The sequence below is a fragment of the Actinomadura logoneensis genome (assembly GCF_003428695.1).
GTDB classification, from domain to species: domain Bacteria; phylum Actinomycetota; class Actinomycetes; order Streptosporangiales; family Streptosporangiaceae; genus Spirillospora; species Spirillospora logoneensis.
Window position 1 is genome coordinate 1 of the sequence record NZ_QURH01001029.1, and the last position, 14,890, is coordinate 14,890.

A 14,890-nucleotide genomic window follows, 5' to 3' on the forward strand; every position below is an offset into this window, starting at 1 on the left:
CAGTTCTTCGGTCTCCACAAACCGAGCCTGAACACCCTCGCCCTGTCCCAGGGGACAGACTTCGGAACTACTCGTCTAGGCCGCCCAGAGCTGTTGGTCAAGGTGGCCAGCAGTTGACCACGTGAGCTCTACCTGGAGCTGAGTCCAACGACGCTGGAGGCTTCTCCCATGCTCGACAGCTCCGTCTCACCAGATCCGCAGGTCAGTAGATCCCCCAAGGACTGGCAGGATTCTGCGGGCGCGGCTTCCACCGTCGCTTTTACGAGAAGCAGTAGCGCGACGTTGATTTGTTCAGGATGATGGCGTAATGACCACTCTACGGCAACACACTGAACGTATCGGTCCTGCGACTTCTGAGCTTCGAGATGAAGCCTGAGATCATCGCAGCCCTTGCAGCAGCCGGGGGCACCTTGCTGACGGCAGTTGGCCTGCCCGCTACGTACCTGCAAGCGAGGGCCGCGCGCAAGGCAGCAAGTAGCTCTGTCGAGGCCGCACAAATATCAGCGCGCGCACTTCACCTACAAACACGTCGCACTGTTCAGAGAGATGCCTATCTAGGCGTACTTACTGCCACCGACGAATTTCGGAGAGCCGCATGGTCTCGCACACTTGCTCCGATACTTCACGACTCTCGGGACCTAGATGAAATAACCGATGAGATGGCCGATGCTCACAATGATCTACTAAGGGCCATAGCAGTAGTGACACTTGACTCACCGGATGATGTCGCGGCTAGCGTGCAGTTGATAAAAGACCACGCAGAAACGCTCTTCTACTCTTGTCAGAGTGATGAAAATGAAGATATGGACGAGCCGATCTGGTGGGTTGCAGGGAAAGATGGCGATGAACTTGCATCATCTTCAAGGGTTATCGATCTATTTGACAATGCCCGCAAGAAATACATCTCCACGGTTCGCAAATACCTGAACGATGAAGTTCCTGAGATCACATGAACGGACCATGTCTCACCTATATCAATAGCGCATACGTTGAGCGTGATTGAACCAGGGGGCGGCGCCGCCCCTGCTTCCCTCGCTGGCCAGCGTGCTCTTTCGTACGCTTCCGTCTGTCACATCGTCTCGTCGTTCGCACGAACGAGTCCCCCTGGAGCGGATTAGGACGGTGGCGGCCTGGACATTGGCCAGCGTGAGGTTTGTCGGCGTATGGTGCCATGTCGCCTCTTCCATGGCCGGCGGCTGCGCCTGGAACATCTCCCACGGATCGTCCAAGCAGAGCGAGGCGATCGCGGCGCTGACCCGCCAGTCGATGGGCCAGCCCGGGGCCGAGCACCATTGCCGCAGCAGCGCGCGAGAGTCTCGTTGTGGTGCTCTCTGAACCAGCTGGGCGAGCGTCAGGATGAGGCTCATGCGCACAGTCAGTACATCCTCAACGTCCAACCGTCGTCGCAGCTCCATTCACACAAACGCGCATTCCAGCCAACACTGCGACCCGCCGAACAGGTAGCGTAACAGGCTTCATGAAACCGCGCTCATGAATCAGAACTGGAATGATGCGGGACTCTCCAATGCCTTCAAGGCATCCTTTCTCTTGCCTTTTACTGCAACATAAAGGATTCTTCCTCGACTGCCCCGCTTCTCTTCAATCCATCCCATTGAGACGAGCCGACCAATTACGTCTTGCAGAAGCTCACGGCTAGCCATGTCCAATCCGCGCGGGAGCGCCTCTTCTTTGCGCCCGCTCCCCGCCTGATTATAGATCTTCTTGAGAACTGTAAGCGCAACTCGCCTATCTCGCGGCAAGTGGAGATCCATGATCCCTGACGTGGTTTCCGAGTCTATGGAGAACCTCTCTATGTCACAGTCCGTGAAATTATCCCGAAGCCACTCAGGGATCCCAGACACTCCTTCGACATAACCGATAAGCGTCTGCTTAAAATCCGGAAAACTGTCACCCTGGGCGACAAGCGATAGATCCATAACCTCGATGACACAGTCACTGAAGATGGTATTTGCAAAAACTGGATCATCGCCAGAAATGCTCAGGAACGGAAAGATCACACCTTCAATCAAAAACGCCTTACCGAAATGCCTGCTATCGATTCCCATATCGCTTGCTACTCGCAGAGAGTCGGCCAGGACGGCGTCGTACTGGTGATTATCCTGTCGCCGGGTAGCAGCCGCCAGCACCTGAGAGGAGGCAGCGTGGTGTTCAGTTAGAGCGGCTGCTGCGACCTCAACGCCTAGGTCGCTTGCAGCAGATACCCATGAAGCAATACGCGAAAGAGGATGACCTTCATACGGGTTGATCAAATACCGCGCCAGGTCTTCACCATATGCAGTCTCTGCCAAGTTTCGATCAACGAAAACTCGCTGCTCTTCGTGATCAGAGTCTTCTGCCACCGCGAAGCCAGGCAACCGCATCAGGAGTTGTACCCCCTCAGCATCCGCTTCACGGCCATTTACCTCGGCAAATGCTTTATGCATCATAGCCATGGTTACAGGCCCGTTCTCGTCACCATTCGAGCGAGCCATAGTTGCCAGCCTCGCAATTATGAGATGAATAATTTCTGGCCTGACTGCGGTGAAGATATGCGATTCACGATGGCAGATAGATAGTAGTAGCTCACGCCAGGCTTCAGACCTAGTCGAGCCCTCGGACTCCAGGCCATCAAACGATCCCATAGCAATTAGATAGCCGATAAGGAGGGGGCGCGCAGGAATCCACTCAGGAATTTTCCCGGCAATGTTGTTGGCAGCCAGGTATGCCTCAATTTGATCTTGATTAAAATCATGCAGAGAAAGAATGCTGTTCGTTCCGTTAAGACCTAGAGCGTCGACCATCTCATCGTTAGACGAAAAATAGTGCGGACGTCCGCACACGATAATTCCAGTCCCGGATGGAGCCTCTTGGATCAGTCGACGAACGGGCGACAATGCCTGCCAGCGCACAGCCTTAAGGTCGGCTGCACTGCCAAGCCATCGAGCGGGAACAATCTCGTCAAAACCGTCCAGCAAAAGCAAGCATGCTCCCCCACGCCATGCAGAGATTAGCGCCCTTTCATTCGAGAAACCGATCTCTTCAGCATGGCGGCGCAGGATCTCGGCGGGAGATCTAAGCCCCATGCAATCGCGCAAGTTGACAAGGACCGGAAAGGGGGTGAGCTTCCTTTTTTTAAAGTGAAGTCTGCGGAGCTCGTAATAGAGCTCTCTCATAGCATGGCTCTTACCTACACCAAACTCACCAACGAGAGCCTTGCTCTTTCCGTCGAGCAGATCCTCCACGAGATCGTCTATCGAGACTGACTTGCCCGTTTCATCCTCGAAATGAACTTCGACCTTAGCGTCAATCTTTCGTTGTTGAACTCCGTATGCAATGCTGCCAAAGGGGGCCCTTCCACGCGCAGCCAGATATTCCTCTGAGTTGCAAAGACGATTTTGAAGCGCAGCAATACTTATCGCATAAATGGGAAATTGGTGACCTTTCGATACCTCGGACACTGCCTTTCGTTGATCGGCCGTAGGCTCGTCTCGGGTAACAAACCATCCGGTGAAACTTTTGAACTGATTTTCAGGCTCCCTCTTCAGAGAGACGAGCAAATCTCTAATCTTCTGTGCATCATGAACGGCTTTATCTTTAGTGCGCAACGTAGTGAACTCAAAGTAATTAACTGCACTATCCGAAATGAAGACCGCGTCACGTTCCCGGCCGCCGTACATAACCGACCCTTGAGTGCCCATCGGATCATGAATCGCCCGGGCCACCGCAAGGGCGCGCGCCTCGAACTCTGAGCCAGTTTCTTCAGTGACGGCCATATCGCCTACTTTCAATTACCCTTGAGGCATTCGCTGGCGCTGCGGGGACAGTCGATTCAAGCCCCTGCGAGACAGTCACATAAGGTACAAGTGCTCACATCATCTAGACAACCGGCTACCTCCGGGCGAGGTCACTTTGTTAACTGTTTGCAACATTGTGCAGAATGGGCGTTTTGTCTCTTTTGGGCTACTTTTGAAAGGCTACTCGCTAGTTGCTTCGGGGTGGGCGGCCATGGCTTGCGAAAGCGCTCATGTTGGAAGCGCTTGCCCGTCTCAGGAGAGGCATTGCTAACGCAGGCACCAGCAACAGCGTCAGGCAGCACTGAACGACCCTTCAGCCGAGAGGCTGCTACGAGAGCCTCGCCAGAGGCGTAGACCTTCTGGCCGAGATTGTCCTTCTTCACCAGACTCGTAATGAACCGTTCCACGTCCCCGACGTGCGGCCGCACACGTAATTATGTTTCACAGATCGTCACGGTTGAGTGCTGCCGCGCAGCCCCCAGCCCCCTGGCTTGGACGGCGTTGTTGAGCACTGCACCAGCCCACCTACAGCAGAGTGGATATCTACTGTGGCGCGTACCTTGCAGGCTGGGGGCACGAGACGCAGCGGAGCGTCAGCTTTGTTGCGGACCCCAGCCGATCCAAGCGACCCGCCGGGGGGGCATCCGCGCCAGCTCGGCCCCGGCGTCACATGCGGGACGGATCTTACGTTCGGGTGAGATGCGCCTTCCCTGGCTAGGGTTACGGGAGGGCAGGCGGTAGCTTGGCTGGGAAGACAATCCGCTTATCGGGTTGTCGCTCGTCAGGGACCAGGGTTTTCGCAGGTCAGTACAGCGTTGGGGCTGTGTGACCTGTAAAGCGGAAGGTCGGCGGTTCGACCCCGCCCCTGCCCACATTCTCCGAACACCCCAAAAGCCCGGACACGATCACGTGTCCGGGCTTTTTGACAGCAACGGTGACAGCAACGTCCCGCTACAAGCTCAGCTGAGGGCATCCCCCAGCTTCCCGAGCGCCGCCCGCTTCTCTTCAAGAGAGGTGTGAGCGTAGATCGCCATCGTGACGTCAATGTCACTGTGCCCCGCGATCTCGCGAACGACATCCGGGGCCACCCCGAGGTGGAGCAGCAGCGAGACGCAGGTGTGCCGCATGTCATGGAAGCGGACGCCATCCAGACCCCGCCGCCTCGCGAACCCGGCCCCAACTCCGCCGAAGGTTGTCCGGCTCCATTGGCGTCCCGACACGCGAGGAGAAGACGAGCCCGTGTTCTGCCGGTCCGGCCAGGCCTCCGCGCTCGTCCAACTGGCGGGCCCTAGGCTTCGCCAGACTGACCCGCAGAACAGCGGCAGCGGCTTGGTCCGCTCGGAGTCCTCGCTCTTGGGCGTAACGAACCGCAGTGCTCCCCCGACCCGCTGAAGATCCCCCATCACACACCCTGAGAGCCCCTCCACCGATCGTGACCAAGGGGACTCTCGGCACTGCACAGCACTCGCACCGGGCCGGAAGCCGTAGAGCGCTTGATGCTCACCCGCCCGTTGATCACGCCACCCGAGGTCGGGAAGAGCTCAGCCTGTCGAGGATGAATGATCCAATGGGTGTGCGACTTGAGGGCCAGCGGCCCGCGAGTGACAGCGACAGCAGGCACCAGCGTCAGCCGTGGGCGCGCACCAACAGGCGGTCAACCTCGAACGGTGTCTGCGGGGCGGGGATGTCGCCACACCTGAAAGCGGAAGGTCGGCGGTTCGACCCCGCCCCTGCCTACGCTTCTGACCAGCTAAAAGGCCCCGAGACTGCAGTCTCGGGGCCTACTGGTGCAGCAGGTCGCCTAAGAAGGATGGGCAACCTGTTGAGCCGCGAGGTGGCCGGCCCGTTGCCATCCGCCCCCGACCCTCGCCTTGGCTCGACGCCCCGCGGTTGAGTCTCGCGAGCGTCGACCGGTTGGCTATCTGCCAGCGCGCTCGTTTGTCGCGAATCGCTGGGAGCGGCGGTTTCGTGCGGGACGGCGGTTACGCCCGGCTCCGCCGTCACGCCGTCCTTCGGAGGCCGGAGCGGAGATGGTGACGGGGATGCCGGAGGGCGGTCGGGCACCGGTGATGCGGTTGAGTTCGGGATCACCGGACCGCACCCGCGTAGAGTGCGGCGTGATGCCGGCCGTCACCATCATCCGGTCCATCTCATGGCGCTGCCTGGGCAGCACCAGGGTGACCACGGTGCCGGACTCGCCCGCGCGTGCAGTGCGGCCGCCTCGGTGCAGGTAGTCCTTGTGGTCGTTGGGCGGGTCGACGTTGACGACCAGGTCCAGGCCATCGATATGGATGCCGCGCGCGGCCACGTTCGTGGCGACCAGGACGGAGACGTCTCCGTTGCGGAACTGCTCCAGAGTGCGGTTGCGCTGCGGCTGCGACTTGCCTCCGTGCAGGGCCGCAGCGCGTACGCCGCTGCTCAGGAGATTGCGGGCCAGCCGGTCGGCGGCATGCTTCATGTCGACGAACATGATGACGCGGCCGTCGCGGGCGGCGATGTGCGTGGTGGCGTCCTGCTTGTCCGCCTCCGTGACGTGCAGCAGGTGGTGCTCCATGGTGGTCACCGCTCCCGCCGAAGGATCGACCGAGTGAACGACCGGGTCGGTGAGGAAGCGCCGGACCAGACGGTCGACGTTGCGATCCAGCGTCGCGGAGAACAGCATCCGCTGACCGCCCGGGGCGACCTGGTCGAGCAACGCGGTGACCTGCGGCAGGAAGCCCATGTCGGCCATCTGGTCCGCCTCGTCCAAGACGGTGATGCGTACGTGCTCCAGGCTGCAGGCGCCCCGGTTGATCAGGTCCGTGAGCCGTCCCGGGGTGGCGACCAGGATCTCCGCACCACGATGGAGGGCGGCGGCCTGCCGGGAGATCGACACGCCGCCGACGACGGTGGCCGACCGAAGCCTGAGCGACTGGGTGTAAGGCAGGAGGGCGTCGGTGACCTGCACGGCCAGTTCGCGAGTCGGGACGAGCACCAGGGCCAGCGGCTTACGCGGCTCGGCGCGCCGACCGGCGCTGCGGGCGAGCATCGCCAGGCCGAAGGCGAGGGTCTTTCCCGAGCCGGTACGTCCACGGCCGAGGACATCGCGGCCGTTCAACGCGTCCGGAAGCGTCGAGGCCTGGATGGCGAACGGCTCCGCCATCCCCTGTCGAGTCAATGTGGACAGCAGGGCCGCCGGCATGTCCAGCTCGGCGAACGACGCGGCCGGGGGCAGCGACGGCGTGGAACTGAGGGGAAGCGCGAAGTCGTTCTGCCGCCGGGCGGCCGGTTGGCGCGAGGCCCTGGTGGGCGGGTGAGAGAGGCGACGTCGAGACGGACGGGTGCCGTGGGTCATGTGCAGGCCTTCCTGAAGTGGCACGTTTCGAGGAAGACTCCGCAGCCCGTGGCCAGAGCGATCGCAAGAACGAACCAGAGTGAACCGCGAAGCGACACGCCGAAGTCGAGAAGGGCGCCGCGTGATATCGCGGAAGGCGGCTGAAGGACGGGCTCTGGGCTGAGCGGTGTGCGGCCGAGAACCCGCAGCCAAGTATTTGGGGGAGCCGTATGGCAGAACGCCGTAGAAGGGCTACGCCCCTGAAAGATCAGATGCGGGCATCGGCAGGAAGATCGCTTCCTGCCGGCAGGTGGGGTGCCGGGCTCAGGTGCGGGCCCGGCACCGCACTGTGCGGTTCTCAGGCGGGAACGATGTTCTCCGCCTGCGGGCCCTTCTGGCCCTGCGTGATGTCGAACTGGACCTTCTGGCCCTCCTGGAGCTCACGGTAGCCCTGGGTGGCGATGTTCGAGTAGTGGGCGAAGACGTCGGGGCCTCCGCCGTCCTGCTCGATGAAGCCGAAGCCCTTTTCCGCGTTGAACCACTTCACGGTGCCGGTAGTCATACTTTTTCCTTCCGAAAGGCAATTACGGGGCCCACACTCTGCGAGCCACGTGTCGCCGTAATGACCCCATCCGGACGGACTACCGGGGAAACAAAAAATGCGCCGTGCTGAGTACCAGCAGGCGCACATAAGCTCATGGGAACCACAACTGCAACTAGCGTCACGGTACCACGGGTGGGTGGATCAGGCAACATGCGGGGCGGTGTGCGGCCGACGCGCTCCGCCGACGTGCCGTCCGACCTGAGCCCGATGACCAGATTGCGCGATCTTCCTTGTGGCCGGAGACAGGACCGGACAGTGGTCCCGATGGAACGACGAGGCCGATCCCCCTGGCCGAGCCCGAGCGGCAGGCTCGCGCACGCGCCGAAACCGGACGTCTACGTCGCCAGCCACCACCTCAAGTGACTCCGCGAGGCGGCAGGACACAAGACGAGCCCGTGTTCTCCCGCCGGTCGGGGAGACAGGTCGCGTCATCCCAGCGCAGGCCGAGCAGTTCCCACACCGCCTGCGGAGGTAGAGCGGCAGGACGTGCGGGGCGTGGAAGCCCTTGCCTTTCGCCGCCCCGGTGGCGACTCGCCTGGGAACGTTGTTACTGCTTCAGCCGCCACTTTCCGTCGCGCCGGACGAGCAGACTTCTTGTCAGTTTCAGGCGCTCGTCCTGGCGCTGCTTCATGTCTTCCCAGACCTGGTCGGCGTTCTGCACCAGCGCCTCAACGCCGCCTTCCACTTGGCTTCCTGTGACCATCAGCATGTCGCGGGCTGGGACTGCGGCGATCAGTTCCCCGGGAATCTGCGGCTCGATCTGGTCCCAGAGAGCGTCGACCAGCAGCAGGCTCGCCTCCAGGTCACCGCCAAGGAGAAAGCCGATGCGGTGAGTTCCCTGGACGATCCGCGGCTTGCCCCGCCGGTGCATCAGGTTGTGCACTCTCAGGTGAGGCAGCTCGTCGGGCTTGATTCCAAGCCGCGCGCAGTCGTCTGTCGTGACGTACTGGAACCTGTCCTCGAGGTCGAAGACGTGCGCGATGTGAAGCTCCCCAAGCCAGGGCTCGGTGATCAGCTTTCCCAGATTTGCCGGGGACTCGGTCTTTCCTCCGGGCGAACCTATTTTCATCAGCGGCAGGATCAAGCTCGTGTCGAGCATTTCGTGAGGCATCTCGTCACCCATATGCGGTGGTACGGATGGTGAGCCACTGGTGCAGGGCGGCCAGGTCAGGGGGCTGGAGGCCTTTCTGGGCCTCGACTCGGTACAGGAGGGCCGGGGCCGGGTGGCGCTGGTCTACCCATGCTTGATCTGTGGCGGTCAGTTCGTCGTCGATCCAGGCGAAGGCACGACCGGCGGCCCATGTGACGAGGTGGCGGGTCTTCCAGTGCAGGCCTTTGTCCTGGTCATCGAGAGCGGATGGTTCAGGCCACTCCACTACTGGCAATGGTGGGAGGCCCAGGCGAGGAGAGATGAGGTCGTTGGCATCCGTCATCCAAGTTGTGGCCCACACCAGCTCACAGGGAAGCGAGAGAAGTTGTGGCCCCAGGGCGGGATCGACTCGTGGCAGGAGCGGGTGGGCCGATGTGGAAGGTTCGTGGACGGGGTAGGGGGTTGCTGCCCCGAAGGGGATCAGGGGGCCGTCTACGTCGAGGAAGAGCAGGGGAAGCATGGGGGTCATTGTTCGGGGGCGGGGGGTTGCTTTTGGCGGTGGAGCCAGTGGAGGGCTGTCAGGGGGATGACGCCGATGGGGTACCAGGTGACGTCGGTCCAGTCGAACTGGGCGCCCAGTAGTTGGCGGGCCAGGATGCTGCGGGCGGAGATGGTCGCCGGCAGGGACGTCAGCTGTGCGAATTCGATGAGCCAGCAGTATGCGATCGCTATGGCGCCGGCGAGTGGTGGGGAGATCCTCGGGCGGATGAAGATCACTATGGTGTAGACGATGGCGCCGGAAAAGGCGGCGCCCGAGTACTGCTCGATCGGGCCGTCCATGGCGGCGCGGACGGCGTAGGCCGCACAGGCGAAGCAGACTGCCGACACCACCATGAGTGGACGCGCTGGGAGCGACATCGGGTGATCATAAGGCCCGTTCGCGTGCTGCCTCTGGTGGCAGATGTACGGATCGGACGGACATAGTCGCCTGGCGCTCGGCCGTCGGCGTCCGTCGCCTGGTTACCGTGAGGCGACCGACGACAGGAGGCGAACGTGTCCGCTCCCGATCTGTTGACCGCGAAGATCAGCCACGGGTTCGACCACCTCGACGCCGACGGGGACGGCAGGCTCACCGAGCACGACCACGTCCTGATGGGGCAGCGGACCGCCGCCTCGCTCGGGCATCCGCCCGGGTCGGACGCCGAGCGGCGGATCATCGACGCGTATCTGCGGATCTGGCGCGATCTGCATCTGCCCCACGTTCCCGGCGGTGGGAACGAGATCAGCAAGGAGCAGTTCGTCGGCTCCACCCGCTCCCTGGTCGCCGATCCGGACGCGGCCCGTGCGACGGTGGGGGCGCTCGCCGAGGCGTTCCTGGACATCGCCGACACCAATGCGGACGGCACCGTCACGCCGGAGGAGTTCCTCGCCTTCCAGCGCGGCCACTTCCCCGGGTTGACCGAGGAGGAGGCGGACGAGGCGTTCTCCCATCTGGACACCGACGGGGACGGACGGCTCTCGACCGAGGAGTTCGTCCAGGCCGTCATCGACTTCTGGTCCAGCACCGACCCCGACGCCCCAGGCAACTGGTGGATGGGCCGTCCGACCTATCTGCCCTGACGGGTTCAGGCGGTTCTGGTCAGCCGGGTGACCTGGGCGCCGTTGGCGAAGGTCCTGCGGTCGGTCGTGGTGAAGAGGGTGGGGTCGAAGGCTCCGGAGAACATCGGGATGCCCGTGCCCGCGACGACGGGGTAGGTCTTCAGGACGATCTCGTCGATCTCCGGCAGCAGGGCGCCGGCGAGCGTACCGCCGCCGCAGAGCCAGATGTCCTTGCCGGTGTCCTCCGACTTCAGGTGTCGGACGAGGGCGCGCGGATCGTCCTTCTCGATGTGGACGGCCGGGTCGTCGACCGTCAGGGTGCGGGACACGACGTACTGGCGCAGGTGCGCGTACGGGCTGGTGATCTGGGCGTCCAGGCCGGGCTCGTAGGTGCCGCGGCCCATGATCACGGTGTCGAAGGTCCGGTGGGGGACGTCGGTCAGGCCCATCGGCTCGCGCATGTGGGTGGGGATGGTCTCCGGGAGGGAGTCCTTGATCCAGGCCAGCATCTCGTCCGACAGGGGGTAGAAGTCGAACTCGCCGTTCGGACCGGCGATGTAGCCGTCGAGGGAGGCGCCGACGTAGTAGGCGAGCTTTCGCATGCAACCGCTCCTTGTGTAGTACTCTGCTTGCAGTGGTTTGAACATAGTACTACGAACGGAGTGGTGTCAACATGCGCGAGAACCGGGAGCGGCGCCTGGCGCTCATCGACGGCGCCATCGAGGTGCTGGCCAGGGAGGGCGCGCGCGGGCTGACCTTCCGGGCCGTGGACACGCAGGCCGGGGTTCCGGCGGGCACCGCGTCCAACTACTTCGCCAACCGCGACGACCTGTTCACGCAGATCGGAGGGCGCATCTACGACCGGCTGCTGCCCGACGAGGCGACGATGGCCCGCAGCCGGGAGGGGACGCAGGACGAGGCGCACTACGCCCGGCTCATGCACGAGGTCGTCGATCGGGTCACCGCGTTCAACTCCGGATATCTCGCGCTGCTCGAACTCCGCCTGGAGGCCACGCGGCGGCCGGAGCTGAGGGAGGTGCTGACCCGGCGCATCCGCGCGGACATCGACGCCAACATCGCCCATCAGGCCGGCTCCGACCTGCCCGGGGACTCGACCTCCGTGGTGCTGCTCTACCTCGCGCTGAACTGGCTCATCCTGGAGCGCCTCACGCTGCCCGGCGTCTTCTCCGAGGAGCAGGCCCACGAGCTGGTGGACGCGACCGTCCAGCGGGTGCTGCGCGGGAGCCGGGAATCGGGGTGAATCCTTTCGCGGTCCGGCGGCCTCTTATGGGTGTCGGCCGACGAGGAGGAGGACGCCGTGCCGCGTGATTGGGCGAGTGCGCAGCTGATCAGGGACGCGCAGGCCGGGGACCGCGAGTCGATCGTCGCGGTGCTGGACGGCGCCCACGTCCATGTGCGGCGCTTCGCCGCGCACCTGTGCGCGTCCCCGCAGGACGCCGAGGACGCGGCCCAGGAGGCGCTGATCATCCTGTACCGGAAGATCGGCACGCTGCGCGCGACCGGGGCGCTGGCCTCGTGGATGTTCCGGATCGTCCGGAACGAGTGCCTGCGGCGGGCGCGGTCCGTGGTCGTCCCGCCGGACGGGGCGGAGCCGGAGTCCGTGCGGTCCGCCGAGGACGAGGCGCTCCGGCGGCTGGAGGCCGAGAGCGTCGCGCGGGCGATCCAGGAGCTGCCGGACGTGCAGCGCCGGGTGCTGATCATGCGGGACGTCCTGGGGCATCCGGGGCGGACGGTCGCGCAGGCGCTCGGGCTGAGCGACGCGGCGATGAAGTCCCACCTCCACCGGGCCCGGACCAGGCTGCGCCTCAGCCTGGACGGCCAGGCCGGCTCCGAGTCCGTTCACGCACGCTAGGGAGTTCACCCATGCTCGAAACCGGTTCGCCCGCGCCCGACGTACTCCTGGAGGACGCACGGGGACGGAGTCTGCGGCTGCCCGCCCTCGGGGACGGCGGCGCGGCGCTCGTCTACTTCATGCGCTCGACGTCGTGCCCGGTCTGCAACAGGCACGTCCAGGACCTGGTCCGCTCGCGCGAGGAGTTCGCGGCGAGTGGCGTCACGGTGTTCCTCGCGGTGCCGGAGGACCGCGCGGCGGCCACCGCCTGGAAGAGCAAGCGCGGCATCCCGTTCCCTGTGCTGGTGGGGAGCGCGGGAGCGCCGCATGACGCGGTGGGCCTGGGGACGAGGGTGTTCGGGGCGATGCGGCAGTCGGGCAGCGTCCTCATCGACGGGCTGGGCATCGTCCGGCACGCGCACGGATCCACGCTTCCCACCAGCGGTTATGACAGGAAGGGCATCCTCGCGGCCGTCCGGGAGCTGCGCGCCCGGGTGTGAGCCGCCGGGATGATTGGCTCAAGAGGATTCGCGGATATTGGATCTTCTGATGGTCCGGTGCGGGTGCGTACGGTCGCGATCATGCGACTCCTGCGCTCGTCCTGGACCACCGGCCCCGCCGCCGACGCGACCGGGCCGCTCCTCGTCAGCTTCACCGCGTTCACCGCCGACCGCGCCCTCGACCTCCCGGGCATCGCGCGGGCCGGGCTGCGCCTCCGGCGCGGCTGGCCCGAGCTGGAGGGCGCGGTCGGGCTCTGGCTCTGGACCACGCCGCGGAGGCGCACGGTCGGATCGGTCTCGGTGTGGACGGACGGGGCGGCCCTCCGCGGCTTCGTGGGGTGGCGACCGCACGTCCGGATCATGCGGGACTACCGAGGGCGCGGACGTATCGCGGCCGACACCTGGACCGCCGAGCGTCTCGACCTCCCGCGGATCTGGCGGGACGCGCGGCTGCGCATGCCCGCCGCGGACGCGTCCCGCGGGGCCGCTCGGGAAGACGGTCGCGAAGCCGGTCGCGAAGGCGGGCGCGAAGGCGGGCGCGAAGGCGGGCGCGAAGGCGGGCGCGAAGGCGGGCGTGAGGCCGATCGCGAGGGCGGGCGCGAAGGGGCTCGTGAGGGTGGGCGCTGCTAGTCGGCGCGGGTGGCCCTCGGGCCGGGCCGAGGGCGCGGGAGTTCGCTTATCCCCGCGAGCTGGCGCAAAGGCGATGAAACGGTTTTCGCGATGGGAAACACGGACCTGTCGGCAAGGGAAGTGTCGCCTGATTGTCAAGCCGAAATCGGCGACAATGTGAATAACACCTGCTATGAGAGGGTGGCCGGAAGCGGACGCCGCAGGTCAGGGCACCTATTGTCCGGTCGTCGGAGCGTGATCGGCGAAGGTCATGGGTGTGCGGGTGGACACCCTGCGCTACCGCGGGATCAAAAATACTCACCTCGCGGGTATAACCAAGGGCGATTTATCCGACATATCGCATTTGACGGCCCGGCCCTTCTGACAGCACTCTGGCGTCTGCCGCGCCCCAGCCCACACCCAAGGCGACGCCATGACCTTCGTCCACCAGCCCGGACGTACCCTGCCCACCCCACCCGCCCCCGTGTCCGTCCCCTTGCCCGTGCCCCCGCCCGTGCCCCTGTCCCTGTCCGTGCGCACATCCGCGCATTCCGCCGTGCACCCGTCCATGTCCCTGTCCGCGCCTCTCCCCCAGCCCCCTTCGACGCGGTGTCGGATCCCGGGAAGGCTTCGGTGATCCGCGTCATCCTCGCCGAGAACATCCATCTGTTCCGCAGCGGCCTGGTCGCCCTCCTGGACGGCGAGGCGGACATCCGCGTGGTCGAGACCGTGGACTGCGGACGCAAGCTGCTGGCCGCGACGGCGCACTGCCGTCCGGAGGTGGCGCTGGTGGACCTCGGTCTGCCCGATCTCGACGGTGTCGAGGCGGCCGCCCGGCTGCTCGACCTGGTCCCGCAGTGCGCCGTGATCATCATGGCCGAGCGGCGGCAGCCCGGCGACCTGCGCCGCGCCGTCGCGGCCGGCGCGGTGGGGTTCCTGCTCAAGGACACCTCACCGGAACGGCTCGTCCAGGCGATCCACGACGTCGCGGCGGGCGAGCGCGTCATCGACGCCGAACTGGCGTTCGCCGAGCTCGCCACGTCCCAGAGCCCGCTCACCCCGCGCGAACTGGAGGTGCTGAGAGAGACCGCGAAGGGCGCGACCGTCGCCGAGATCGCGCGGTCGCTGTTCCTGGCCACCGGGACCGTCCGGAACTACCTGGCCCGCATCGTGTCCAAGGTCGGCGCGCGCACCCGCCTGGAGGCGGTCGCCATCGCCGAGGAGAACGGCTGGCTCGGCGGCGCCACTCCGCGCGCCCCGCGCACGCCCCGCACCCGGTCGTCCCCCTCCTCCTGGCGGTGACCACCGGAGAGCCCGGGCCTCGGGACGCTGCCCTTCAGTGACCGCCGGACGCACCGCGCGGCGACCGCCGGACGCGCCGCGCAGTGGCCGTTCAGCCTCGCCGCGCGGTGGCGGTCGAAACTCGCCGCGCAGTGGCCGTTCAGCCTCGCCGCGCAGTGGCCGTTCAGGCCCGCCGCGCGGTGGCCGACGGGTCGTCTCGGCGGTCGCCGCCGGGGATCTCCCCGGCG

15 protein-coding genes and 1 tRNA gene are annotated in these 14,890 nt (G+C 64.8%); 8 read left to right on the plus strand and 8 right to left on the minus strand.

Going from position 1 to position 14,890, the window contains the following annotated elements; genetic code table 11:
• The first annotated feature begins 365 nt into the window (after positions 1 to 365).
• Positions 366 to 953, plus strand: coding sequence for a hypothetical protein (locus tag DZF91_RS39185; RefSeq protein ID WP_147341542.1), 588 nt, complete (start codon positions 366 to 368; stop codon positions 951 to 953).
• A 21-nt stretch (positions 954 to 974) separates the two neighbouring features.
• Here DZF91_RS39185 and DZF91_RS39190 read toward each other — a convergent pair whose 3' ends face one another.
• Entirely contained in the window at positions 975 to 1,367 is a 393-nt protein-coding gene (locus DZF91_RS39190; RefSeq protein WP_147341543.1) for a hypothetical protein, read from the minus strand.
• Positions 1,368 to 1,496: 129 nt separating this feature from the next.
• Positions 1,497 to 3,773 (minus strand): NACHT domain-containing protein, encoded by a 2,277-nt coding sequence (locus DZF91_RS35955; protein ID WP_117361491.1) that lies wholly within the window; start codon positions 3,771 to 3,773, stop codon positions 1,497 to 1,499.
• 749 nt (positions 3,774 to 4,522) lie between these two features.
• On the opposite strand from DZF91_RS35955, the gene DZF91_RS40765 reads away from it, so the two are divergent.
• A tRNA-OTHER gene (locus DZF91_RS40765) sits at positions 4,523 to 4,666 on the plus strand.
• A gap of 87 nt (positions 4,667 to 4,753) precedes the next feature.
• Here the strand turns inward: DZF91_RS40765 and DZF91_RS42485 are convergent.
• From DZF91_RS42485 to DZF91_RS35990, 5 genes are all read right to left on the minus strand, one after another.
• Positions 4,754 to 5,197, minus strand: a complete 444-nt coding sequence (locus tag DZF91_RS42485; protein ID WP_235834811.1) for a tyrosine-type recombinase/integrase — start codon at positions 5,195 to 5,197, stop codon at positions 4,754 to 4,756.
• 515 nt (positions 5,198 to 5,712) lie between these two features.
• Entirely contained in the window at positions 5,713 to 7,128 is a 1,416-nt protein-coding gene (locus tag DZF91_RS35965) for a DEAD/DEAH box helicase (RefSeq protein ID WP_117361492.1), read from the minus strand.
• Positions 7,129 to 7,465: 337 nt separating this feature from the next.
• Positions 7,466 to 7,669: a cold-shock protein gene (locus tag DZF91_RS35970; protein WP_117361493.1), complete on the minus strand. Its 204-nt coding sequence runs from the start codon at positions 7,667 to 7,669 to the stop codon at positions 7,466 to 7,468.
• Between the two features lie 589 nt (positions 7,670 to 8,258).
• Positions 8,259 to 8,834 carry a hypothetical protein gene (locus DZF91_RS35980; protein WP_117361494.1) on the minus strand — a complete coding sequence of 192 codons (576 nt, stop codon included), beginning with the start codon at positions 8,832 to 8,834 and terminating at the stop codon, positions 8,259 to 8,261.
• A 492-nt stretch (positions 8,835 to 9,326) separates the two neighbouring features.
• A complete protein-coding gene (locus DZF91_RS35990) occupies positions 9,327 to 9,719 on the minus strand; it encodes a ribosomal maturation YjgA family protein (protein ID WP_117361496.1) in 393 nt (130 codons plus the stop codon).
• Between the two features lie 135 nt (positions 9,720 to 9,854).
• On the opposite strand from DZF91_RS35990, the gene DZF91_RS35995 reads away from it, so the two are divergent.
• Positions 9,855 to 10,421: an EF-hand domain-containing protein gene (locus DZF91_RS35995; RefSeq protein WP_117361497.1), complete on the plus strand. Its 567-nt coding sequence runs from the start codon at positions 9,855 to 9,857 to the stop codon at positions 10,419 to 10,421.
• A 5-nt stretch (positions 10,422 to 10,426) separates the two neighbouring features.
• On the opposite strand, the gene DZF91_RS36000 is transcribed toward DZF91_RS35995, so the two are convergent.
• Positions 10,427 to 11,002 carry a dihydrofolate reductase family protein gene (locus tag DZF91_RS36000; RefSeq protein WP_117361498.1) on the minus strand — a complete coding sequence of 192 codons (576 nt, stop codon included), beginning with the start codon at positions 11,000 to 11,002 and terminating at the stop codon, positions 10,427 to 10,429.
• A 71-nt stretch (positions 11,003 to 11,073) separates the two neighbouring features.
• Between DZF91_RS36000 and DZF91_RS36005 the strand changes: the two genes are divergently transcribed.
• The 5 genes from DZF91_RS36005 (at position 11,074) to DZF91_RS36025 (ending at position 14,663) form a co-directional block, all read left to right on the plus strand.
• On the plus strand, positions 11,074 to 11,661 hold the full coding sequence (locus DZF91_RS36005; protein WP_117361499.1) for a TetR/AcrR family transcriptional regulator: 588 nt from the start codon (positions 11,074 to 11,076) through the stop codon (positions 11,659 to 11,661).
• A gap of 57 nt (positions 11,662 to 11,718) precedes the next feature.
• The gene (locus DZF91_RS36010; RefSeq protein ID WP_117361503.1) at positions 11,719 to 12,273 is read left to right on the plus strand and encodes an RNA polymerase sigma factor; all 555 of its coding nucleotides are present in this window, start codon (positions 11,719 to 11,721) and stop codon (positions 12,271 to 12,273) included.
• Positions 12,274 to 12,284: 11 nt separating this feature from the next.
• Positions 12,285 to 12,752 (plus strand): peroxiredoxin family protein, encoded by a 468-nt coding sequence (locus DZF91_RS36015; protein WP_117361500.1) that lies wholly within the window; start codon positions 12,285 to 12,287, stop codon positions 12,750 to 12,752.
• An 81-nt stretch (positions 12,753 to 12,833) separates the two neighbouring features.
• A complete protein-coding gene (locus tag DZF91_RS36020) occupies positions 12,834 to 13,382 on the plus strand; it encodes a hypothetical protein (RefSeq protein WP_147341545.1) in 549 nt (182 codons plus the stop codon).
• A 612-nt stretch (positions 13,383 to 13,994) separates the two neighbouring features.
• On the plus strand, positions 13,995 to 14,663 hold the full coding sequence (locus tag DZF91_RS36025) for a response regulator transcription factor (RefSeq protein WP_117361502.1): 669 nt from the start codon (positions 13,995 to 13,997) through the stop codon (positions 14,661 to 14,663).
• Positions 14,664 to 14,890: the final 227 nt, after the last annotated feature.